Annotated in this window: 22 protein-coding genes, 1 tRNA gene and 5 pseudogenes; 10 read left to right on the top strand and 18 right to left on the bottom strand. The window is 50.4% G+C overall.

All coding sequences use genetic code 11. From position 1 onward, the window contains the following. The first annotated feature begins 30 nt into the window (after positions 1 to 30). The 3 genes and pseudogenes from aat (at position 31) to infA (ending at position 1239) form a co-directional block, all read left to right on the top strand. A complete protein-coding gene (gene aat / locus HV237_RS15720; RefSeq protein WP_016152424.1) occupies positions 31 to 735 on the top strand; it encodes a leucyl/phenylalanyl-tRNA--protein transferase in 705 nt (234 codons plus the stop codon). Beyond that, a pseudogene (locus HV237_RS15725) lies at positions 736 to 1093 on the top strand (hypothetical protein). Continuing rightward, positions 1021 to 1239, top strand: a complete 219-nt coding sequence (gene infA, locus HV237_RS15730; RefSeq protein WP_002211347.1) for a translation initiation factor IF-1 — start codon at positions 1021 to 1023, stop codon at positions 1237 to 1239. Before HV237_RS15725 ends, infA begins: the two are co-directional and overlap by 73 nt. A gap of 79 nt (positions 1240 to 1318) precedes the next feature. Here the strand turns inward: infA and HV237_RS15735 are convergent, their stop codons facing one another. Further along, on the bottom strand, positions 1319 to 2230 hold the full coding sequence (locus HV237_RS15735; protein ID WP_016152423.1) for a LysR family transcriptional regulator: 912 nt from the start codon (positions 2228 to 2230) through the stop codon (positions 1319 to 1321). A gap of 108 nt (positions 2231 to 2338) precedes the next feature. Between HV237_RS15735 and HV237_RS15740 the strand changes: the two genes are divergently transcribed. The 3 genes from HV237_RS15740 to HV237_RS15750 all read left to right on the top strand — a co-directional run bounded on the left by HV237_RS15740 (position 2339) and on the right by HV237_RS15750 (position 4130). Continuing rightward, positions 2339 to 3199 carry a pirin family protein gene (locus HV237_RS15740; protein ID WP_047359394.1) on the top strand — a complete coding sequence of 287 codons (861 nt, stop codon included), beginning with the start codon at positions 2339 to 2341 and terminating at the stop codon, positions 3197 to 3199. A 16-nt stretch (positions 3200 to 3215) separates the two neighbouring features. Beyond that, complete coding sequence (locus tag HV237_RS15745; protein WP_016156101.1) at positions 3216 to 3893, top strand: isochorismatase family protein; 678 nt, start codon at positions 3216 to 3218, stop codon at positions 3891 to 3893. Between the two features lie 149 nt (positions 3894 to 4042). Then, a tRNA-Ser gene (locus tag HV237_RS15750) sits at positions 4043 to 4130 on the top strand. 88 nt (positions 4131 to 4218) lie between these two features. On the opposite strand, the gene rlmC is transcribed toward HV237_RS15750, so the two are convergent. From rlmC to HV237_RS15800, 10 genes are all read right to left on the bottom strand, one after another. After that, positions 4219 to 5346: a 23S rRNA (uracil(747)-C(5))-methyltransferase RlmC gene (gene rlmC, locus HV237_RS15755; protein WP_047359395.1), complete on the bottom strand. Its 1128-nt coding sequence runs from the start codon at positions 5344 to 5346 to the stop codon at positions 4219 to 4221. Between the two features lie 41 nt (positions 5347 to 5387). After that, the gene (locus tag HV237_RS15760; RefSeq protein ID WP_016152418.1) at positions 5388 to 5876 is read right to left on the bottom strand and encodes a YbjO family protein; all 489 of its coding nucleotides are present in this window, start codon (positions 5874 to 5876) and stop codon (positions 5388 to 5390) included. Positions 5877 to 5935: 59 nt separating this feature from the next. Further along, positions 5936 to 6781: a putrescine ABC transporter permease PotI gene (gene potI, locus HV237_RS15765; protein WP_047359396.1), complete on the bottom strand. Its 846-nt coding sequence runs from the start codon at positions 6779 to 6781 to the stop codon at positions 5936 to 5938. After that, complete coding sequence (gene potH / locus HV237_RS15770; protein ID WP_047359397.1) at positions 6778 to 7731, bottom strand: putrescine ABC transporter permease PotH; 954 nt, start codon at positions 7729 to 7731, stop codon at positions 6778 to 6780. The genes potI and potH overlap by 4 nt, the downstream gene beginning before the upstream one ends. Positions 7732 to 7740: 9 nt before the next feature. After that, the gene (potG, locus tag HV237_RS15775; protein ID WP_016152415.1) at positions 7741 to 8874 is read right to left on the bottom strand and encodes a putrescine ABC transporter ATP-binding subunit PotG; all 1134 of its coding nucleotides are present in this window, start codon (positions 8872 to 8874) and stop codon (positions 7741 to 7743) included. A gap of 138 nt (positions 8875 to 9012) precedes the next feature. Next, on the bottom strand, positions 9013 to 10125 hold the full coding sequence (gene potF, locus HV237_RS15780) for a spermidine/putrescine ABC transporter substrate-binding protein PotF (RefSeq protein WP_016152414.1): 1113 nt from the start codon (positions 10123 to 10125) through the stop codon (positions 9013 to 9015). Positions 10126 to 10558: 433 nt separating this feature from the next. After that, positions 10559 to 11035, bottom strand: coding sequence for a YbjN domain-containing protein (locus HV237_RS15785; protein ID WP_016152413.1), 477 nt, complete (start codon positions 11033 to 11035; stop codon positions 10559 to 10561). A gap of 90 nt (positions 11036 to 11125) precedes the next feature. Next, positions 11126 to 12028: a 30S ribosomal protein S6--L-glutamate ligase gene (rimK, locus tag HV237_RS15790; protein WP_016152412.1), complete on the bottom strand. Its 903-nt coding sequence runs from the start codon at positions 12026 to 12028 to the stop codon at positions 11126 to 11128. A gap of 59 nt (positions 12029 to 12087) precedes the next feature. After that, positions 12088 to 12810, bottom strand: a complete 723-nt coding sequence (gene nfsA, locus HV237_RS15795) for a nitroreductase NfsA (protein WP_047359398.1) — start codon at positions 12808 to 12810, stop codon at positions 12088 to 12090. Next, the gene (locus tag HV237_RS15800; RefSeq protein WP_047359399.1) at positions 12794 to 13084 is read right to left on the bottom strand and encodes a YbjC family protein; all 291 of its coding nucleotides are present in this window, start codon (positions 13082 to 13084) and stop codon (positions 12794 to 12796) included. Before HV237_RS15800 ends, nfsA begins: the two co-directional genes overlap by 17 nt. A gap of 172 nt (positions 13085 to 13256) precedes the next feature. Here HV237_RS15800 and HV237_RS15805 point away from each other — a divergent pair, with 172 nt between their 5' ends. Then, entirely contained in the window at positions 13257 to 13520 is a 264-nt protein-coding gene (locus HV237_RS15805) for a GrxA family glutaredoxin (RefSeq protein ID WP_016152408.1), read from the top strand. Between the two features lie 34 nt (positions 13521 to 13554). Here HV237_RS15805 and HV237_RS15810 read toward each other — a convergent pair whose 3' ends face one another. Continuing rightward, entirely contained in the window at positions 13555 to 13935 is a 381-nt protein-coding gene (locus HV237_RS15810) for an inner membrane protein YbjM (RefSeq protein ID WP_016152407.1), read from the bottom strand. Positions 13936 to 14204: 269 nt separating this feature from the next. Between HV237_RS15810 and HV237_RS15815 the strand changes: the two genes are divergently transcribed. Further along, positions 14205 to 15890 (top strand): aspartate:alanine antiporter, encoded by a 1686-nt coding sequence (locus tag HV237_RS15815; RefSeq protein ID WP_016152406.1) that lies wholly within the window; start codon positions 14205 to 14207, stop codon positions 15888 to 15890. Between the two features lie 287 nt (positions 15891 to 16177). Here HV237_RS15815 and HV237_RS15820 read toward each other — a convergent pair whose 3' ends face one another. The 4 genes and pseudogenes from HV237_RS15820 to HV237_RS15835 all read right to left on the bottom strand — a co-directional run bounded on the left by HV237_RS15820 (position 16178) and on the right by HV237_RS15835 (position 17897). After that, on the bottom strand, positions 16178 to 16393 hold the full coding sequence (locus tag HV237_RS15820; protein ID WP_047359400.1) for an ogr/Delta-like zinc finger family protein: 216 nt from the start codon (positions 16391 to 16393) through the stop codon (positions 16178 to 16180). A gap of 43 nt (positions 16394 to 16436) precedes the next feature. Further along, a pseudogene (locus HV237_RS15825) lies at positions 16437 to 16955 on the bottom strand (phage late control D family protein); the annotation flags it as partial. 76 nt (positions 16956 to 17031) lie between these two features. Continuing rightward, a pseudogene (locus tag HV237_RS15830) lies at positions 17032 to 17322 on the bottom strand (GPW/gp25 family protein); the annotation flags it as partial. Next, positions 17319 to 17897: pseudogene (locus HV237_RS15835) on the bottom strand (phage baseplate assembly protein V). The pseudogenes HV237_RS15830 and HV237_RS15835, both read right to left, overlap by 4 nt. 103 nt (positions 17898 to 18000) lie before the next feature. Here HV237_RS15835 and HV237_RS15840 point away from each other — a divergent pair. Then, on the top strand, positions 18001 to 18807 hold the full coding sequence (locus HV237_RS15840) for a DUF6216 family protein (RefSeq protein WP_047359402.1): 807 nt from the start codon (positions 18001 to 18003) through the stop codon (positions 18805 to 18807). Here HV237_RS15840 and HV237_RS15845 read toward each other — a convergent pair. Next, the gene (locus HV237_RS15845) at positions 18749 to 19099 is read right to left on the bottom strand and encodes a phage virion morphogenesis protein (RefSeq protein WP_074422875.1); all 351 of its coding nucleotides are present in this window, start codon (positions 19097 to 19099) and stop codon (positions 18749 to 18751) included. The two genes, HV237_RS15840 and HV237_RS15845, sit on opposite strands and share 59 nt — an antisense overlap. Here HV237_RS15845 and HV237_RS15850 point away from each other — a divergent pair. Then, a pseudogene (locus tag HV237_RS15850) lies at positions 19046 to 19794 on the top strand (phage portal protein); the annotation flags it as partial. The gene HV237_RS15845 and the pseudogene HV237_RS15850 overlap by 54 nt on opposite strands. Positions 19795 to 19878: 84 nt before the next feature. On the opposite strand, the gene HV237_RS15855 reads toward HV237_RS15850, so the two are convergent. Then, a complete protein-coding gene (locus tag HV237_RS15855; protein ID WP_047359403.1) occupies positions 19879 to 21012 on the bottom strand; it encodes an FRG domain-containing protein in 1134 nt (377 codons plus the stop codon). Between the last annotated feature and the right edge of the window lie 514 nt (positions 21013 to 21526).

Consider the following 21526-nt stretch of genomic DNA (forward strand, 5'->3'; position numbering starts at 1 on the left):
ATCAAACTCGCGTAGTGGAGTTTCGCTGTCATGCGCCTGGTGCAACTGTCCCGCCATTCCATAGCCTTCCCGTCACCGGAAGGCGCTTTACGCGAGCCTAACGGTTTATTGGCGCTTGGCGGCGATCTCAGCCCTGCCCGCCTGCTGATGGCCTATCAGCGCGGTATTTTCCCATGGTTTTCACCTGGCGACCCCATCCTTTGGTGGTCGCCCGATCCGCGCGCCATTCTTTGGCCCGAGAAATTTCACCTCAGCCGCAGCATGAAACGCTTTCATAAAAATTCGCCTTATCGTGTGACGCTCAATTACGCGTTTGGTCAGGTGATTGAAGGCTGCGCGAATGACCGGGAAGAAGGCACCTGGATAACGCATGATGTGGTGGATGCTTACCATCGGCTGCACGAACTGGGGCATGCCCACTCAATTGAGGTGTGGCGACAAAATGAATTAGTGGGCGGTATGTATGGCGTGGCGCAAGGTACGCTGTTTTGTGGCGAATCGATGTTCAGCCGTCAGGAAAATGCGTCCAAAACCGCACTGCTTGTTTTTTGCGCTGAATTTATCCGTCAGGGCGGAAAATTAATCGACTGCCAGGTATTAAATAGCCACACAGCCTCGCTGGGCGCCGTCGAAACACCGCGTCGGGAGTACCTTGAGCACCTGAGCAGACTGCGCCAGCAGCGGCTACCGAGCCATTTCTGGATTCCCAGGACGTTATTTTCACCTCAGGAGTGAATGTTTTCGGCACATTTTTTGTCGGGGTGTTATAATTGTCGCGCAGAGTTGGTTTAGCCCATTACCCCGCCGCCGTTAAGGAACAGTTCGCGTCAGGCAACGCCTATCGTTTATCTCCTCGTTCCCTTACACGTTGCGCTTTAAGTGCGGCTTTGCCGTGTGTGGATAGAGTAATGCGCCAAACCCGATTTGCTGTGTTTTAAACGCACAAATCTTTACTTATTAAAAGAACTTCGGCATTATCTTGCCGGTTCAAATTACGGTAGTGATACCCCAGAGGATTAGATGGCCAAAGAAGACAATATTGAAATGCAGGGTACCGTTCTCGATACGTTACCTAATACCATGTTCCGCGTAGAGTTAGAAAACGGTCACGTGGTTACTGCACACATCTCCGGTAAAATGCGTAAAAACTATATCCGCATCCTGACGGGCGACAAAGTGACTGTTGAGCTGACCCCGTACGACCTGAGCAAAGGCCGCATTGTCTTCCGTAGTCGCTGATTGTTTTTAACGCCCGAATGGCGTCCAGATAATAAAAGGTCGGTTTAACCGGCCTTTTTTGTGGGCTAAAGCCTGGTATTTAATCCTCAATCATCCGCGCATATTCTTCCGTTAAGAAATCCACTAATGCGCGCACTGACGGTAATAATCCCCTGCGTGATGGAAAGACTGCGTGGATAATTTCTCGCTTAGGTTCCCAACCGTCGAGCAACGCCACCAACTCACCCGCAGCTAATTGATCTTTTACCATCAACTGTGGAAGTTGAACAACACCTACGCCGGCGACTGCGGCTTCGCGTAACGCCAGCATATCGGTGGTGATCATACGCGGCGTGAAATGCACCTCCGCCCGCGCGCCCTGCGGGCCGAATAATTCCCAACGATGCACATGTTTACCAGAGGCCAGACTCAAACCTGGCCAACGGGTCAGCTCTGCCGGAGAGTGTAGCGCCCCCATCTGCTCAATTAACTGTGGGCTGGCATACAAGCGATGTCCTCTGTCCGCCAGGACGCGCATCACCAGGTCGCTATCCTCAAATGGCCGAGGTCTGACGCGAATCGCCACATCCAGACCTTCTCCAACAACGTCAACACGACGGTTAGTGGCCTCCAGTTGTACTGATACGTCAGGATAACGTGCCATAAAACGGGCAAGCATTGGCCCGATATGCACATGCAGCAACGTAACAGGACAAGTCAGCTTCACAACGCCACGCGGTTCAACCTGTAGCGCGGCAATGGCATCCTGCGCCGCCTGCGCCTCCACCAGCATCGCCTTACAGTGTTCATAAAAGGTTTGCCCGACTTCAGTCACGTTAAATTGCCGGGTGGTTCGCTGAATCAGTCGTACCCCCAGTCTCTCTTCGAGTTGCGCTATTCGTCGGCTCAGTTTTGATTTAGGTTCATCAAGCGCCCGACCCGCCGCCGCAAATCCCCCTTCCTCTACAACATGCACAAACCATGCAAAATCATTGAGATCCGGCCTTGTCATTTCATTGTCCTATTTTTGAGACAGTGAGAGCTATTTTAGCTACTACCCAGCTCGCTGTCATGAATATAAGCTTATTCACATCAAAACAACGCCACTGAGGAGACACATATGAAACAAGTAACAGGCGTCTACACCGCACCTCGCCCACACTGGGTTGGCGATGGATTTCCGGTTCGCTCGATGTTCTCTTACCAGTCTCATGCTGAGCAATTAAGCCCGTTCCTGCTGCTTGATTACGCGGGTCCGCATACGTTCACGCCGGGTAACGAAAAACGCGGCGTAGGTGAACACCCTCACCGCGGTTTTGAGACGGTGACTATCGTTTACAGCGGCGAAGTTGAACACCGTGATTCAACCGGTCGCGGCGGCATTATCGGCCCTGGCGATGTGCAGTGGATGACCGCTGGTGCAGGAATATTACACGAAGAGTTCCACTCACCGGAATTTACCCGTCAGGGCGGTGAACTGGAAATGGTGCAACTGTGGGTCAATCTGCCGGCAAAAGACAAAATGGCCGTACCGGGTTATCAGGGCATCAGCAGCGATGTTATTCCCACCGTCGCCTTGCCCGATGATGCAGGCAGCGTTCGCGTGATTGCGGGCAGCTATCAGGATACGAAAGGCCCGGCACACACCTTTTCACCGCTGAACGTCTGGGATATGCGCCTGCAACGTAATCATCCGCTGACGTTGTCCCAGTCTGAAGGGTGGAGCACCGCTCTGGTGGTATTAAAAGGGAATATCACCGTAAACGGCACCACGCCTGCCGGCGAAGCACAACTGGTAGTGCTAAGCCAGCAGGGAAAAACGCTACACATTGAAGCCACCAGCGACGCCAGCGTGCTGCTGCTGTCTGGCGAACCGTTGAACGAGCCGATTGTAGGTTACGGTCCGTTTGTGATGAATACGAAACAAGAAATCGCTGAAGCCGTCCGCGATTTTAACTCCGGCCGCTTTGGCCAAATCTGAATCGAAGGAGAAGAATATGTCCAGTCCTGCAAACTTTAATGGTTCACGTCCGGTCATCGATGTGAATGATTCCGTCATGCTGCTTATCGATCATCAGAGTGGGCTGTTCCAGACCGTCGGCGATATGCCCATGCCGGAACTGCGTGCGCGTGCCGCCGCGCTGGCTAAAATAGCAACCCTGGCGAAGATGCCGGTAATTACCACGGCATCGGTACCGCAGGGGCCTAACGGCCCGTTGATCCCAGAGATCCATGCCAATGCGCCACATGCTCAATACGTAGCACGTAAAGGCGAAATCAACGCCTGGGATAACGAAGACTTCGTGAAAGCGGTCAAAGCAACGGGTCGTAAGACGCTGATTATCGCCGGTACGATCACCAGCGTGTGCATGGCTTTCCCGGCCATCAGCGCGGTTGCAGAGGGCTACAAGGTCTTCGCAGTGATCGACGCTTCCGGTACTTACAGCAAAATGGCGCAGGAAATCACCCTGGCTCGTGTTGTTCAGGCTGGCGTGATACCGATGGATACCGCCGCCGTCGCTTCTGAAATTCAGGGAACATGGAACCGTGAAGACGCCGCTGAATGGGCGGAAGTGTATACCAAAATCTTCCCAGCTTATCAGTTGCTGATCGAGAGCTATAGCAAGGCCCAGGAAGTCGTGACCAACGGCGAAAAACTGGACTCGCAGCGCTAATCATATTCTCCGCGCCTGTCCGGACGGAGGAATATGTACATTGCGTAACCAAACGAGAGTTAACACGTAAATTCTGCTTGACCGTTTTAGCGCAACTCCCTATAGTAGCGCCCCGTTGCCCCCCAAGCGGTCAGGCAGCAATACAATATGGTGAGGTGTCCGAGTGGCTGAAGGAGCACGCCTGGAAAGTGTGTATACGGCAACGTATCGGGGGTTCGAATCCCCCCCTCACCGCCATATTCGAGAAAGAGCTCGTACGCAAGTACGGGCTTTTTTTTCGCATGTTGCATTTGCCTGATAAGCGTAGCGCCATCAGGCATGTCGGTTATTGTCGGCTGAGCAGAGTTAACACTTCGTAATGCGCAGTATGTGGGAACATATCAAAAAGTTGGACGCGTTCAATGCGATAACCAGGCAACTCGCGGATATCCTTTGCCATGGTTTGTGCATTACAGCTGGAGTAAACGATAAAACGCGGCGCCATGCGGGAAAGAAAATCGCACAGCGGCTTCCCAATCCCCCGACGAGGCGGATTCACCAGCACCAGGTCCGGCACTTCTCCCTGTGCGGTAGCAAACTGGGTCGAATCCAGCGCCTGAAAATGCAGATTCTGCAACCCAAGCTCCTGCGCCGACTGTTTCGCACAGGTAATGGCCTCTGGCGCAATTTCAATACCCGTCAGTTTCATCTGCGGCGTGGCGCAGTGCAAACCAAAACCCCCGACGCCGCAAAACAGATCCCACATGTGATTAACCGGAAGCTGTCGCACCCAGTCGCGCGCCGTGGCATATAAATACCCAGCCACCACGGGGTTGGTCTGGAAGAAGCTCTGTGGGCGTATCCACAATGGCACATCGTTAAAGCGTTCAGCCAGCGCCTGTTGTTCCGTCAGGAAGATTTCGCTCTCCCCTTCCATAATCGCCATATGCACAGGTTGAATATTGGCGGTGATCACTTTTAACTGCGGAAGCTGCGCCTGTAACCATGGCAGCGCCGTACGCAGTTGTGCCAGTTTCGCATCGGAGCGCAGAACAAAACGCAGCATCATACCGCCATCAAACCGGCTTTCCGTTAACAGCAGATATTTCAGCTCCCCGCGTTTGCGCGCCACGTTATAGGGCGTCAACCCCGCACGGGCGATAAACGGTTTAAGTGCGGCAAACACCGGCGCAAAAGACTCAGGATAGAGCGGACACTCGCACAAATCCTCCGGCGTACCGTCACGATGCAACATCCCCAGCAGCGGTTTTTCCACGCTGCCGCTGACCACCATTTTAGCTTTATTACGAAAAGCGCTCTCCGGGCCGCTGACCGGCGCGCACCATTCTCCGACCGGATAATCGGCCAGCAGATTCTGCAGATCGGCTGTTTTGGCGAAGAGTTGATCGGCGACAGGCTGCATTATCCACTGACAAGAGCGGCAGCGTTCGGCGTCATAAAGTGCGCACTGCATACAAAAACCTAAAAATTAACAGGGGGCGAAGATTATACACGTTATTGCAAGCGGAAGAACCGCCTGCTGGACGCAGGAACAAACAGCAGTAGCAACACCAGCATATCCGGCAATTTTTGCATCACCAGCGTATGCAGGATTTCACGTCTGGACTCTCCCGCAATACTGAACAGTTCCGGATATCCATAGCCCAATGAGGCCGCCCACAGATAGACGCTGGCGATAATCTGGGTCAGTAGATAGACCCAGCGTGCCCAGTTCCGACCTTTAACCAGCGAAAATGCGCAGTAAATTTCGATAAATAGCAGCACCAGGCTACCCAGAAACACCAGCGTCAAATTCCAGGTCTGGACGCTGCGATGAATAAACTCGCTGGTTCCGCGAAACCCGAGCGTATTAAAAATCATCAACAGATCGAGACAGCGGATCATGATAATAGCCAGCGCCGCCACCTGCACTAAAGTAGGGACGTTTAAACGGGCATGTGATGTGGATGATTTCTTAAAAAATCCCAACGCGTCGTCTTCCATGAAAACGGCGCAGCCACCGCAGCTGCGCCGTATAGACAGGTTGGCAGATTTTAGTTTTTTCAGCCGCGTCTTGCACGTTGGATATCGCGAATCCGTTGTTTTTCTGTTCGCGCCATCAGATACCACGCGATAAATCCGATAATTCCTACCACGCCAAGTATCAACGTCGCCAGCGCGTTGATCTCCGGATTGACCCCCATACGTACGCTGGAGAACACCAGCATGGGTAACGTTGTGGCACCAGGACCAGAGACAAAACTGGCAATGACCAGATCATCGAGCGACAGCGTAAAGGCCAGTAACCACCCTGAGATCACCGCCGGCATAATCATCGGCAGCGTGATGACGAAAAAAACCTTCAGCGGCGTGGCACCAAGATCCATCGCCGCTTCCTCAATGGAGTGATCCAGTTCGCGTAAACGCGAGGAAATCACTACCGCCACGTACGCTGTACAGAATGTGACGTGCGCCAGCCAGATGGTCAACATACCGCGATCCGCTGGCCAGCCGATGGCGTGCGCCAAAGCCACAAACAGCAGCAGCAGCGACAAACCGGTAATGACATCCGGCATCACCAGCGGTGCGGTAATCATAAAGGCGAAACCATTTGATCCACGAAAACGACCAAAGCGCACCATCACCACGGCGGCGATGGTACCGAGAATTGCCGCCATCGTCGCAGCACAGGCGGCAATCGTTAAGCTCATGCCCACGGCGCTTATCATCGCGCTATCGTGGAAAAGCTCACCATACCAACGCGTTGACCACCCCGCCCAGACCGTCACCAGCTTGGAGCTGTTAAACGAATAGATAACCAACATCAGCATCGGCGCGTACAGGAAGGTAAAACCCAGTACCAGGATAAAAATACGCCACGGCGAGCGAACGATCGGTAAGTTATTCATCCGTGTTCCCCCACGCTTTTTTGCTGATATTTATGAAACCACATGATCGGCACAATCAGTAACAGCAGCATAATAATGGCGACGGCAGAAGCCACCGGCCAGTCACGGTTATTGAAAAACTCCTGCCAAAGCACACGCCCAATCATGATGCTGTCCGGGCCGCCCAGCAGTTCCGGGATCACAAACTCCCCAACCGCCGGGATAAACACCAGCATTGACCCGGCAATAATCCCGCCCTTGGTCAACGGCACGATCACGCTAAAGAAGGTTTTTAACGGTCGGGCGCCTAAATCCAGTGCCGCTTCCACCAGCGAGTAATCAATACGCGTCAGCGCGGTATAAATCGGCAGCACCATAAAGGGCAAATAGGCGTAAACAATACCGATATAGACCGCCAGATTGGTGTGCAGAATCGTCAACGGTTGGTCGATAACGCCCAGCCACATCAGAACGTTGTTCAGGACACCGTTATTTTTCAGGATCCCCATCCAGGCGTATACGCGAATCAAAAATGACGTCCAGGACGGCAGGATCACCAGCAGCAACAGAATATTGCGTGTCGAGGGTTTGCTGTGCGCGACCGCCCATGCCAGCGGATATCCCAATAGCAGGCAACAGACAGTCGAAATCCCCGCTACCTGCAAAGATTGCAGGTACGCATCAAAATAGAGCGGATCGTCCGTCAGTTGCAGGAAATTGCCTAAATTGAGGGTGATGGATAACTGATCGTCAGCCCATGAAATGAGGTCGGTATACGGCGGAATAGCCCGCGCCATTTCAGCCAAACTGATTTTGAAGACGATCAGAAACGGCAGCAGAAACAGGAGCATCAGCCACACATACGGCAGCGCGATGACCAGCTTGCGCCCGTGCTTCATTTGCAGCCGCGACATAAACAGCGTGAAACGCCCCACGTTATCCACGCGCGCCCGAGGTTCAAGTGTACTCATCTTCGCTCCTTAAACCGTCAACACCACACAGCTGTCCGCATCCCAACATAAACGGACTTCGTCACCCCAGGTTGGTAATCCCTTGCGATAACGATGTTCATTTTGTAACTGAGCGCTCAGCATCTGGCCACTTTTCAAGCGTACGTGGTACACCGACAAATCACCCAGATAGGCAATGTGCACCACTTCGCCTACCGCGAAGTTATATCCCTCTGGCGGAGGGGCTTCGCAGAGCATGATTTTTTCCGGGCGCAGCGCAACATACACCGGGACGTTATCGACAACGGAAGCGTCTGCGTCCACTTTCAGCGGATGTACCAGTCCTGGAGACTCAATAACCAGACCATCTTCCTGACGTTCTTTCAGCAGCCCCTCAAAGACGTTAACCGAACCGATAAATTCTGCACTGTAACGCGTAGTCGGATGCTCGTAGATCTCTTCAGGCTCGCCGATCTGGACAAATTTTCCACGGTTCATGATCGCAATGCGGCCCGCCATCGTCATGGCTTCTTCCTGATCGTGCGTCACCATCACGCAGGTCACGCCGACACGTTCAAGGATATCCACCACTTCCAGTTGCATGCGGTCACGGAGCTTTTTATCCAGCGCCCCCATCGGCTCATCCAGCAGCAGCAGCTTCGGGCGTTTCGCCAGGCTACGCGCCAACGCCACGCGCTGACGCTGACCGCCAGAAAGCTGATGCGGCTTACGTTTGGCGAACTCCTGCATATGCACGAGTCCCAGCATCTCACTCACCCGGCTGGCGATTTCAGCCTTTGGCAGCTTGTCCTGCTTGAGGCCAAAGGCAATGTTCTGCTCTACCGTCATGTGCGGAAACAGTGCATAGGACTGAAACATCATATTAATCGGACGCAGATAAGGCGGGACATGCGCTAAATCGACGCCATCAAGCATAATTTGCCCGGTTGTTGGCTGTTCAAATCCCGCCAGCATCCGCAACAGGGTCGATTTACCGCAGCCGGACGCCCCGAGCAGAGCAAATATTTCGCCTTTATAGATAGTAAGATTGACGTCATCAACGGCGTGCTGACCGTCAAAGGACTTGGTCAGGTTGCGAATTTCAAGCAGCGGGGTCAGCGCCTTGCGGATTTTCGCTTGTGGGCGTGGGGTTGCATCATTCAATTAGGCGCTCTCCGGCATAAAACAAAGAAACGGTGCAAATAACGCACCACAGTGGTGCGTATTGCCGGGTTATATGTGTCCGGGATCAACACTGCCCGGCAGGCGTAAATCCTGCCGGGTCACGTCCCGTACATCGGGTTATTTCCCGCTTTTTACCTTCGTCCAGGCGCGAGTACGTACACGGTCGATCTTCGGATCCTGTACTTTCAGCGTGAACAGCTTGGCGCGGACATCGGCAGGCGGATAAATGCCCGGGTTGTCGCGAACGTCCTGGCTGACCAGTGCTGTCGCTTCTTTGTTGGCATTGGCATAGAACACGTGGTCAGAAATATGCGCAATTACATCAGGGCGCAGCAGGTAGTTGAGGAACTGGTAGGCTTCGTCTTTGTTTTTCGCATCGGCTGGCATCGCGAACACATCAAAGAAGGCCATCGCACCTTCCTTAGGAATTGAGAAGGAAATATTGACGCCATTTTTCGCTTCTTTCGCCCGGTTTGCCGCCTGCCATACATCCCCGGCCCAGCCAATCGCCACGCAGGTATCACCGTTTGCCAGGTCGTTAATGTACTGCGAGGAGTGGAAGTAGCGAATATTTGGGCGCAGTTTCAACAGCAGATCGGTTGCCGGTCCGGTGTAATCATCCGCTTTGGTACTGTTTGGATCTTTACCCAAATAATTCAGCACGGTGGCAAACACTTCTTCGGGCGCATCGAGGAAAGAGACGCCGCAGCTTTTGAGTTTTTCCAGATTTTCTGGCTTGAGGATCAGATCCCAGCTATTAACCGGCGCATCCGGCCCCAGTACCGCTTTCACTTTATCCACGTTATAGCCAATACCGGTTGTTGCCCACATATACGGCATCGCAAACTTGTTGTCCGGATCGTGTTTACCCACCAGCTTCAGCAATTCAGGATCGAGGTTTTTCCAGCCAGGCAATTTGCTCTTATCCAGCGGCTGGAAGACGCCCGCGGTCAGTTGACGCTCAAGGAAACTGGCGGATGGAACGACAAGGTCAAAGCCGGTACTGCCAGCCATGAGCTTACCTTCCAGCACTTCATTGGAATCAAATACGTCATAGATAACTTTAATTCCGGTCTCTTTTTCAAAATTAGCCACCGTATCCGGGGCAATATAATCAGACCAGTTATAAATATGCAGCGTTTTTTGTTCAGCAGCGAGCGTGCCAGCAGAGATGGCCATCAGAGCACCCGCAACCAGGCCTGGTAACCATCGTTTATTTAAGGCGGTCATAATCTCTTTCCTTCTGAAAGTTCGTTAACAAACGAACAAAAATGTCACACTCTAATGATATGCAAGAAACGTGCATATTCTTTCAAGCGGCACCCATGAAAAGAGAGGCCTCTCCTCACGCCGCTATTGCGCGCTGTTATCCGCCCATGCATTCAATATGCATTGTGGCCACAGGTCAGGCCACAAGGGGCTGTTTGAATGATGACGTTGATAAGCTTCGCAAGAATAACTTTAGCCAGGATTTGTGGATATAGCCCAGATTAAAAAACGTCTTTTATCAATTTTTTATGCATGAATTGTCTATGACATACAGTGGAAGGCGCTGAATGGAGGTGAATAATTCTTTAATGAACGGTTAAATGCAGAATAAAAACAGGCAATACGCAACCGCTTTGGCAGCGGCTGCGCAATATATGTCCAGATTCAGGAAGAATTAATGGAGGAAATGAACTTCGGCGTTGCTGTTTTGCGCATCTTCTTCAGCGTTAAATAACAGCTGATGCGCACCGGCCTCGAGGATCACCATCGATATTTGCTCTTCACTCTGGCGAACAAAATATTCGAACTGCTCAAACGTCACGCCCGGGATAACGGATAAAGACTGGCAGACCACCAGCTTTGGCAGATTATCATCCTGCATATCCAGAAAGGCTTTCACCGTCAGTGAACTGGCGTTAATCGCAGACAGATCGGCGGCCAGCGGCAGTAGTGCAGAAGGTCTGACTTCTGCCATCGCGGAAAACAGAATGACGTTATCGACCAAATCAACTTTTGCATCAAAGATGCCGTCAAAATTCTGCATGTGCGGCAAATGCAGCGCCTGACAGGTATCGCATTCAAAAAAACTCATGCCCAGGTCGTCGAGCCATTGACGCAACGTATCCAGAGTGGGAACGACCAGTGATGTCATAATAATGTGCGACCTCTATTGATGAAAAAAATACCGGCACAGCTTACGCAAAAAGAGCGTGTCATACTACGATCGCAATCGATATTGTGCTTAGCCGCCGATTTTAAGGCAAAATTCAGGCGTAGCGTGACGCTCAATCCACTGGATCATCTTGCCGGCAATGTCTATTCCGGTGGTTTTCTCCACCCCTTCCAGGCCAGGAGAAGCGTTGACCTCCATGACCAGCGGCCCACGTTCAGCACGCAGAATATCAACGCCAGCAACGTCCAGACCCATTGTCTGAGCGGCTTTGAGCGCAATTTCCCTTTCGCGCGGCGTGATATTCGCAATAGTGGCAACCCCACCGCGATGGAGATTAGAACGAAAATCACCTTCTTTGGCCCGGCGCTCAATGGCGGCCACCACCTCGTCACCCACCACGAAACAGCGAATATCTCGCCCTTTCGCTTCTTTGATATATTCCTGAACCAGAATATGGGCATTCAACCCACGAAAGGCATCCACCACGCTTTCTGCAGCCTGGCGCGTTTCCGCCAGTACCACGCCGATCCCCTGCGTACCTTCAACCAGTTTCACCACCAGCGGCGCGCCGCCAACCATGTCAATCATGTCGCTGGTATCGTCCGGAGAGTGAGCAATCCCGGTGATGGGTAAATCGATTCCCTGACGCGCCAGCAGCTGCAGCGAACGCAGCTTATCGCGCGCACGCGTAATCGCTACCGACTCATTCAGCGGATAGCTACCCAGCATCTCAAACTGGCGCAACGCCGCGGTACCGTAAAAGGTAATCGCTGAACCAATCCTTGGGATCACTGCATCGAAATGAGGAAGCTGGCGGCCCTTGTAATGAATAGAGGACGCCGCCGGGCTGATGTTCATATAGCAAGAAAGGGGATCGATAATTTCAACCAGGTGACCACGCTGCATCGCCGCTTCACGCAGGCGCTTACAAGAATAGAGCGTTCCGTCCCGGGACAAAATGGCAATTTTCACCCTGCACCTCTCTGAATGACCTGGTAAAAGCTGGCGTATCATACACTGCGTTAAAATCTTTAGCGCGTAGCCCATCCCTGTTTATGCAAATATTCCAGGATAAAGGGACGACTTTCTTTAATGATGGTGCGGCGAATATGGTCGCTCCAGGTGTCACGGCGCGTATTGCTCCCGCGGGTCAGATAGTACTGCGCGAGCTGCTCATCATATTGCGACAAAACGTCTTTGTTGAGTGGCTGATACTGATTTTCGTGCACCACAAGCGACGCTGGCAGTCGCGGCTTGATATCCGGGTTATCAGCAGGCCAGCCGATGCATAGCCCAAACAACGGCAGAACATGTTGCGGAAGCTTCAGAAGTTCAGTGACCGGCTCAATATTATTTCGCAGACCGCCAATAAACACGCCGCCAAGTCCCAAAGACTCTGCCGCCGTCAGTGCATTTTGCGCCATCATCGCGGTATCAACAACGCCCAGTAGCAGCTGTTCCGCCAGCCCGAGTTGCGCGTCAGGGCAAATCTGCAAATGGCGATTAAAGTCAGCGCAAAACACCCAGAACTCGGCAGCCTGCGCTACATGTTTTTGTCCGCCGGATAAAATAGCCAGTGATTCACGCAAGGCGTTATCCGTTATGCGAACGATGGTTGTGCATTGTAAAAAACTGGAGCTTGAGGTCCCCTGAGCGGCGGCAATAATCGCCTCCCGCTGCGCATCCGAAATGGCATCATCGGTGAAATGGCGAATGGAACGGTGGCTACGAAGTAAATCAATAGTTGGCGTCATCTCTTTTTTCTCTGTCTGAACGTGAAGAATCACTGGGGGTTCGTGACATCAGCTGCGGCGCAACCAGTTGAGCAATACGCCACGTTAATACCACCGCGGCGGGAAGCATCAGCAGCACACCCAGAAATATCATCACCACGCAGGCTAACGGACTGCCAAGCGGTGCGGGTAAAGTGAGGTAATCGTTAAGCGATAGCAGCGCCAGCGATAACAAAACCATCCCGATTATTTCCAGCATCAATACGCTTTTGGGTAATGCACCAATTGCGCGCATAAGCGGCCTCCCGGCGAAATGGCTTTCATTATAAAACGTTCCGGCTTGTCGTGTTTAACAGTTATAGCTTGAGGATATCAAAGCAACAGGCTGAACCTGCTTTTCATCCGTCACAAATCGCGGCATCATAACAAGTATTGCCATCCGGCCTGATAAGTTCGAGGAGAGAGAGATGTTTGCCGTTATTTTTGGTCGCCCAGGGTGCCCGTATTGCGTGCGCGCAAAAGAATTAGCAGAAAAATTAAGCAATGAGCATGACGATTTTAACTTCCGCTACATTGATATCCATGCCGAAGGTATTACGAAAGCCGATCTGGAAAAGACGGTAGGTAAGCCAGTTGAAACCGTTCCGCAAATTTTTGTTGATCAAAAACACATCGGCGGCTGCACGGATTTTGAAGCGTGGGCAAAAGAGAACATGAATCTGTTCGCCTGATAGCCGTTTCTACGCCCTCCGCTGGAGGGCGTCTTCAGTTCTTTTTCCGTCGATGATGCTGATTGAACAAGTTGCTGATAAACAAAAAACACAATGCGCCAAGCGCGCACCAAAACACCGCACTAAACAACCACGCCAGCTCTTGCCACAATGAACGCGTCGGCATAAAAACGAACCGCATCAATAACAGACAGCACGGCGCCGCCAACATGGCACCAAGAAGGGGTTTGAGCACCTCCCGACGATGGGAGAAAAAGCTTGCTGCAGCACCAGGCAGGATAAAAAACAACAATCCGACCTCAGGATGCCCTGCCGCTCTGAATGCCCCTTTCACGTTCAGCGTTAATGAAAGACACACCACAATAAAGAGCACAAAGCAGCAGACCGCACCCGCCCAACTTTGCTTATGTTTCAATTGTTCCTCCTGACACATTCTCTATCGAACACTCTTTTCGCCCGCAGGCGTCCAGTCAGATAAAGTAACCAGGCATTCCATGCCAAAAACACACTCACACGATTCTTATAGCCGTTGATACGTAATGAGATTAAACTAACCGCATATATTGTTATGCTGCATTATTCGGGGCTGTGTACGAAGCTGTCGCCCCTTAATTTCTGGCAAAAACATTAGCGTAAATTGCCATTTCTTTCAATAGCTTACTAGTAAACAAGAAGTTAGTCTCCGTGAATATAAACGTCGCAGATTTGTTAAATGGGAATTACATCCTGTTATTATTTGTGGTCCTGGCACTGGGCCTGTGTCTGGGTAAATTACGTCTGGGTTCAGTCCAACTCGGTAATTCCATTGGCGTTTTAGTGGTGTCCCTATTATTAGGTCAACAGCACTTTAGTATTAACACCGATGCATTAAATCTCGGCTTTATGCTGTTTATTTTTTGTGTCGGCGTCGAAGCCGGTCCCAACTTTTTTTCGATTTTTTTTCGCGATGGGAAAAATTATCTAATGCTTGCTCTGGTGATGGTCGGCAGCGCCATGCTGATCGCCCTGGGGCTGGGTAAGCTATTTGGCTGGGACATCGGCCTGACGGCAGGTATGCTGGCCGGCTCGATGACCTCAACGCCGGTGCTGGTCGGCGCGGGTGACACCTTGCGCCATTCCGGAATGTCGGGGACATCGCTTTCAACCGCCCTCGATAACCTGAGCCTCGGTTATGCGCTCACCTATTTGATTGGTTTGGTCAGTCTGATTGTTGGCGCGCGCTACCTGCCGAAACTTCAGCATCAGGATCTGCAAACCAGCGCCCAACAAATCGCACGTGAACGGGGTCTGGACACTGATGCCAACCGTAAGGTTTATCTGCCGGTAATTCGTGCCTATCGCGTTGGCCCGGAACTGGTGGCATGGGCCGATGGCAAAAATCTGCGCGAGCTGGGTATCTATCGCCAGACCGGTTGTTACATTGAACGCATCCGTCGCAACGGCATCCTGGCCAACCCGGATGGCGACGCGGTACTCCAAATGGGCGATGAGATAGCCCTGGTGGGTTATCCGGATGCGCATGCCCGCCTCGATCCCAGCTTCCGTAATGGTAAAGAGGTGTTCGATCGCGATCTGCTCGATATGCGCATCGTCACTGAAGAGATTGTGGTGAAAAACCACAATGCCGTTGGCCGCCGCCTGGCCCAGTTGAAGCTGACCGATCACGGCTGTTTTCTCAACCGCGTGATCCGTAGCCAGATTGAAATGCCTATCGATGATAACGTCGTGCTTAATAAAGGCGACGTGCTGCAGGTCAGTGGGGATGCTCGCCGCGTCAAAACCATTGCCGATCGTATCGGCTTCATTTCCATTCACAGTCAGGTGACCGATCTGCTGGCCTTCTGCGCCTTCTTTATCATCGGTCTGATGATCGGGATGATCACCTTCCAGTTCAGTAATTTCAGCTTCGGCATCGGGAATGCGGCTGGACTGCTGTTCGCTGGGATCATGCTGGGCTTCCTGCGTGCCAACCATCCAACGTTTGGCTATATCCCACAGGGGGCGCTGAACATGGTCAAAGAGTTTGGCCTGATGGTATTTATGGCAGGCGTCGGTTTAAGCGCGGGCAGCGGCATTGGCAATGGCCTTGGCGCCGTGGGTGGTCAAATGCTGATTGCCGGCCTGGTTGTCAGCCTGGTGCCGGTTGTCATCTGTTTCTTATTCGGTGCTTACGTATTGCGCATGAACCGCGCCCTGCTTTTTGGCGCCATGATGGGCGCGCGTACCTGCGCTCCGGCAATGGAAATCATCAGCGATACGGCACGCAGCAACATCCCCGCATTAGGCTATGCCGGGACCTACGCAATTGCCAACGTACTGCTGACATTAGCGGGGACACTCATCGTCATTGTCTGGCCTGGGCTTGGTTAGCGCTGAAATTTACTCTTAAACGAAAATTTTTTGCAGGTAAGCAGAACTTTTCTTCAAGACGTCAGTCATAACTATTGCCACTGCTTTTCTTTGATGTCCCCAATTTGTGGAGCCCATCAACCCCGCCGTTTTGGTTCAAGGTTGATGGGTTTTTTGTTGCCTGAAATTCATCCCCCTTCCAATCAACCACTTAGATAACTTCTTTTTCATGTGTGGCGACAAAATGGCGACAGCGCTTTTGTTATGGCGGCACCAGACGTAAAAAACCCGCCAGCGGCGGGTCAGTATTAGTAAGCAAATTGTTCCTGCATACCTTTTGGATGAGGCGGTGCTGCGCTGATTTTTTGCGGTCGGCATACTGAGTGCACAAAAGTTTCATGGGTCACGAAAGTATGCCCGCATTCGATGTTAGTGCACTGGTTGTAGCGTTCTTTGGTTTCATTGGAAACCTGGAAGCTGCTTCGGGTATGTGCAGCCTGCCCGCACATAGGACAATTCATCATAATAATCAGCCCTCATTATTAACCAGCTCGCAATAATGATGCATCATTGTTCGCAATTTGGAACTAATCTTTCCATTGCGAACTCATCTATTTTCACTTCAAGCTCCATGCTGGTCGTAAATCCATTATCCGCGCTGACAGAATGCGTCAAGGTGGTAATGGTCCATTCTGCATCATCGATCGGCTGCTTAAACCCCGTCACCTTCACCGGCATTTCCGTATAGAGATCAGCCTGCCCCTCAGCGAGCTGCAGGGAAAATGAAGCAACCCCGCGCTGCAGGCGTTCCCACTGCATTTTTGCTGAGCGCGCTGCATTGCTCCGGTTGGCATAGGTACGATTAAGAACCAGCACGTTTTCATCCGTTCCCACCAGATAATCTCCCTGTTTTGCTTCCGGCTCTTTGGGTGTGGTGGTTTTCTTTCAACGACGCTTAACACTGGTTGTCTCTTTTTTCCCGGCTTCACGCGTATGCAACCAGCTGGCAATAACACCGGTATAGGCACCACGATCAGCAAGGGTGAACCGATGACCGTCACCGGCTTTGCGCGTGATGGTGATAACCGACTGCGCTAACGTGTGCATAAAAGCCTCCTGTTGATACGGAAAGGGAAACCGGCGCGCCGTTATTGCTGTATCAGGTAAGTTCAACCACCATAGAGCCATCAAAATTGCCGTTGATGGTGATGGAGTCCAGCGTAAGGCGCGGTTCCCAGCGGTTCAGAGCCACATAGACCACAGACATAATCTGCAGGCGCAGTGCCGGATTCTGCGGCTGGTCAATCAAGGCAGACAGCACGGAACCATATTCCCGGCGGGCAAGACGGCTGCCCTGCGGCGTCAGCAGAATATCCCGCACGGACTGGCGCAGATAGTCTGTATCTGCGATAGCCTGCCCGTCGTTCCTGCTCATACCGATATACAACGTCATACCGGACCTCCCGTGTTCGCGCCGCCTTTCAGAACACCAGTATGCTCATGGTCATCAACTACGATCCCATTGGAACTCATCGCGCTACCGCCCAGAGTGACACCACCATTGATCACTATCTCGCTGTTAATGCGCGTGGTATCAGCCTCCACCACAAACTCACCGGTTTTAAGGGTGATATTTTCCGCCGCTTAGATCACCATGGATTTGATACCCCGGCCATGCCATCGTCCGGTGGCGGGTTCATACTCAAACCAGCCCCCGTCCGGGTACTCCGTCACGCAGCCGTCCACGGAATCCAACGGCGGCGGAAACTGATTGGAGTAGATAGCGGGCAGCACAAATGCGTTTTCCAGATTGCCGCCCATGCTCAGCACCACCACCAGCTCATCCGGCGACGGACACCACCATATACGGGCACCACCGGCGCGCAGCGTCAGCCAGTTAATCCAGTTGGTTTCAAGCTCGCCCACTTTCACCCGACACAGCCACTTTTCCCGGTCCACTTCGGTCACAGTGCCGGTGCGGATCAGGTTGGTGATAAGGCGCATTATTTCAGTAAGTTGTGCGTTCATAGATATATGATGACAGCTGAAAACTTGTTTATAACTTCTTGCAAATTGTGGTATCGATGGTACAAATTGATTAAAGGATAAAAAACAACCAACAGGTAGATGAATGAGTGTTATGAATCCAATAAGTTCTAATATCTTTAATGCTGAATTTTTAAACTCCCCAGCAGCAGCACTTGCCGCATGGATTTCTATTGTTGGAGCTGCTATAACTTTGGTGACGATAGTTATAAGAGCACTATTCAAATATAGAAAATCTCATGATGTAATTTTGAAAAAATCAGGAATACCTGCGTTTATTTTAAATTTTTTCCTTATACGAATATCATTAAAAAGGCTACCTACTATCACATGGGCTGAAAAATCAATCGCGGTTCTCTTTTCACTTCTTTTTTTGTATGCGATTTATATTTTTGGTCCAGTTTTCATCCAAACCATTAGAACCCCACCAAATAGCACACTGCTTCATTGGATCAAGTCCGGTGAATCATTTTACATGTCAAAAAAACTGGCAACTTCGGCTACAATATTAACCACTCCTGACTGGGAAATATCAAAGGATGATTGCGAACAGTCATCCCCTGCTAGTTCAGAGAAGTACAAATCATTAACAATCGAACATAAAGAAATTCTTTGTAAAATACTAACCACTGATGAAGGGAATGTTTATATTGATAAATCAGTCAAGAAGTTCGTTAAAGACAAATTCTTTATCTATTCCTTTGCCCCAATGACTATATTTATTCTACTATGGTTTTCTTTAGGTTTTATGTTGACCATTCATTATTCTAAAAAAGTCAGGAAATATATTCTAACTGAACAAAAAAGTGCAATTCATTGGGCAAATGGTGAATTCAAGACAGAAGGAATCTATGCAATATATCAAGAGTTAGAAAGTAAGACTCACCATTAATGCTCGGTAGGCGGCGCTCAGCATAGCGCACCTCCGGTTCCTTCCTGCTTACACGATCACGCAGGCCGTAGTGGTGAACACGGGCAATGCGCTGCACCTTGCCCTCAAACTGCACGCTGGCAGAGTCGGCACTGGCTACAATATTCAGGTATTTCGCCGTGCGTAGCTTCGCAAACATCTGGCTTTTGATACGCCCCTTCTTACTGCGGACTGTTACCCGGCACGGCTCAAAGCCGCTGTCCCGCACCCGCTGCTGAGTCAGCGGGCATTCAGCCGGTTCGTGCAGGACTATCTGGTGTTTGGTAACGCCTATCTGGAGAAACGCACCAACCGGCTCGGTGGTATTCTGTCACTAGTGCCATCGCAGGCGGAATATACACGCTGCGGCGTGGATCTGGATACCTACTGGTTTGTGCAATACAGCATGACAACACAGCCGTATGAGTTCACAAAAGGCAGCATCTTTAATCTAATGGAACCGGATTTAAACCAGGATATTTACGGCCTGCCGGAATATCTTTTCGCCATCCCTTCCGCCCTGCTCAACAAGTCCACCACGCTATTCCGCCGCAAGTATTACATCAAGGCAGTCATGCGGGTTTTATCATGTACATGACCGACGCGGCGCAGAACCAGGAGGACGTGAACAATATCCGCCAGGCCATGAAAAGCGCCAAAGGACCGGGTAACTTTCGCAACTTGTTTATGTATTCGCCCAATGGGAAGAAAGACGGTATTCAGATTATCCCGCTGTCAGAAGTGGCGGCTAAGGATGAGTTTCTGAACATCAAGAACGTCAGCCGTGATGACATGATGGCGGCGCATCGTGTACCGCCGCAAATGATGGGAATAATGCCGAGTAATGTTGGAGGTTTTGGGGATGTGGAGAAAGCGGCGAATGTATTTGTGCGCAATGAATTATTACCAATGCAAAGACGTATTTGCGAAATAAATGAATGGTTAGGCGAAAAAATTTTGAACTTTTAAGCTTATCAATTATAACTTTTATAAAAAGCAGTACATGCCGCTATATGTGCTGCCTTATCTCCATACTAATCAGCCAGAAAAAATCTAGACATGAGGGAAGTTTAACCTTTTCATTTCTTCGCACATACCATCAATGCCCGGGAATAATGTAGAAGCAGTCACCCCCATCAACGAAAGATCATTCATTGCTTTATAATAATCGGAAACTGGTATGTCAATTGCCTTTAGAAATTCAAAATCTGATTTAACCCCATGTTCATAAATAAAACCTTCGATATCATAAACGTTCGTATATGTTGTTAGTGCTTGCTGGGGCAAGGCTCGCGCATTGTTAATAGGAAGGAATTCACCAACAGATACATGGAGCCTACAATCAGTAATATTTTTATACTGGGCATAGCTAAATCTCCACTTCACAATATCAAAAACAAATATCCTTACCATTCTCTCTGAATTACCACTACTTACAACGCCAGCTTCGATGTTTTTAAATGCAAAAAAAGCCGCAACAAAAGGTGAATATGACCAATCTAATAGTGGTGTGGGGTAACCATGATGCTGAAGCAAGCTGTAAAATGCACCATTCTCCATTTCATTCTTCAAATCAAATAAATGAGATGTTAACCCAATAGATCTTCCATAAAGCAATGGTATGTCTTTCAGTACATATTTAATAACATCAAATCTTTTATTTCTATGGAATGATGTACGTAATGGCCAAATATCCGCCTGTCCACGAAAAACTACTTGACGGTAGTCAACACCAGATGAGTACACTTTAAATTCATCCCACGACATACGAGTAGCATTTAGTTTAGAGTCGCACGCGGAGATCTTATTCTCCAAGTTAGCCTCAATATCATTACCGATATTAGACTTCACTTTAATATTAAGCGATTGGTCAACAAAGCTCAACTCAATGATTAGTTCTTCTGGAAAACGATAGTCAGGATATAGTTTATTATATCCATAAAGAAAATGGTCCTTATCTTCTTCAGCTAGAAATGTCATTGGGTTAATAGGGTAAAGCTGAGTCTGGTTAATTGTTTGTGTTTGAAGATCCTTATTAATTAAGATCCAACATACCAATCCTGGAGTTCCATTCAAATTATCATTTAAATATAAAGCACCACAAAGAAGACCTTTCTCTTCTTCAATATTTAGAATCGCAAACCCATTATTTGTACCAGTATAATTCCCGCACCATTGCCCTATCATTTTCATCCTCCAATGATTTCAACTTCGGATATCATTGCATTAGCTTCATATACTTACAAGAGTCAGCGCGCGCTCGTATCCCCGCCACGCCTACCCGTTTTGTGTAGTGGTTTTCATGCAGGTGCTGACGTGCCGGAAAGCGCGCCAGCTCTGGCGACCACGACCCATTGTGATCCTTTTTGGATCATGCGAATACATGCACCATAGGCATGCACTGCGTTATCAAGTCGCCGTATGCTGTATGGGAGGGAGATTCCCACGGTGCAAAATCACTAATGCGTGCTTTCATCTTGCCTTACTCCGTACTCATTTAGCCTGGTAACCAGATCACTCGTCAACTCCGACAGCCAGGAGATCGCCACCTCCTAGTCGTCATCGCTACAATCTGAGCTGGCGACCAGAAGGGTCATAAGTTCTATCCGCTGCTGTGCAAGTGACTCCATGAACAAATCGTTCACAACTCCCTCCCAATATCACTGTTTATATATACAGCGCATCATGTGTATTTAAAGCT

Origin of the sequence: Citrobacter sp. RHBSTW-00570 (assembly GCF_013739755.1) — a bacterium.
Taxonomy (GTDB): Bacteria; Pseudomonadota; Gammaproteobacteria; order Enterobacterales; family Enterobacteriaceae; genus Citrobacter; species Citrobacter braakii.

What these genes read in the sequence shown, in the direction of transcription:
- aat (WP_016152424.1), top strand. Translation starts at nt 31, where the DNA reads ATGCGCCTGGTGCAACTGTCCCGCCATTCCATAGCCTTCCCGTCACCG.
- infA (WP_002211347.1), top strand. Translation starts at nt 1,021, where the DNA reads ATGGCCAAAGAAGACAATATTGAAATGCAGGGTACCGTTCTCGATACG.
- HV237_RS15735 (WP_016152423.1), bottom strand. Translation starts at nt 2,230, where the DNA reads ATGACAAGGCCGGATCTCAATGATTTTGCATGGTTTGTGCATGTTGTA.
- HV237_RS15740 (WP_047359394.1), top strand. Translation starts at nt 2,339, where the DNA reads ATGAAACAAGTAACAGGCGTCTACACCGCACCTCGCCCACACTGGGTT.
- HV237_RS15745 (WP_016156101.1), top strand. Translation starts at nt 3,216, where the DNA reads ATGTCCAGTCCTGCAAACTTTAATGGTTCACGTCCGGTCATCGATGTG.
- rlmC (WP_047359395.1), bottom strand. Translation starts at nt 5,346, where the DNA reads ATGCAGTGCGCACTTTATGACGCCGAACGCTGCCGCTCTTGTCAGTGG.
- HV237_RS15760 (WP_016152418.1), bottom strand. Translation starts at nt 5,876, where the DNA reads ATGGAAGACGACGCGTTGGGATTTTTTAAGAAATCATCCACATCACAT.
- potI (WP_047359396.1), bottom strand. Translation starts at nt 6,781, where the DNA reads ATGAATAACTTACCGATCGTTCGCTCGCCGTGGCGTATTTTTATCCTG.
- potH (WP_047359397.1), bottom strand. Translation starts at nt 7,731, where the DNA reads ATGAGTACACTTGAACCTCGGGCGCGCGTGGATAACGTGGGGCGTTTC.
- potF (WP_016152414.1), bottom strand. Translation starts at nt 10,125, where the DNA reads ATGACCGCCTTAAATAAACGATGGTTACCAGGCCTGGTTGCGGGTGCT.
- HV237_RS15785 (WP_016152413.1), bottom strand. Translation starts at nt 11,035, where the DNA reads ATGACATCACTGGTCGTTCCCACTCTGGATACGTTGCGTCAATGGCTC.
- nfsA (WP_047359398.1), bottom strand. Translation starts at nt 12,810, where the DNA reads ATGACGCCAACTATTGATTTACTTCGTAGCCACCGTTCCATTCGCCAT.
- HV237_RS15800 (WP_047359399.1), bottom strand. Translation starts at nt 13,084, where the DNA reads ATGCGCGCAATTGGTGCATTACCCAAAAGCGTATTGATGCTGGAAATA.
- HV237_RS15805 (WP_016152408.1), top strand. Translation starts at nt 13,257, where the DNA reads ATGTTTGCCGTTATTTTTGGTCGCCCAGGGTGCCCGTATTGCGTGCGC.
- HV237_RS15820 (WP_047359400.1), bottom strand. Translation starts at nt 16,393, where the DNA reads ATGATGAATTGTCCTATGTGCGGGCAGGCTGCACATACCCGAAGCAGC.
- HV237_RS15840 (WP_047359402.1), top strand. Translation starts at nt 18,001, where the DNA reads ATGAGTGTTATGAATCCAATAAGTTCTAATATCTTTAATGCTGAATTT.
- HV237_RS15855 (WP_047359403.1), bottom strand. Translation starts at nt 21,012, where the DNA reads ATGATAGGGCAATGGTGCGGGAATTATACTGGTACAAATAATGGGTTT.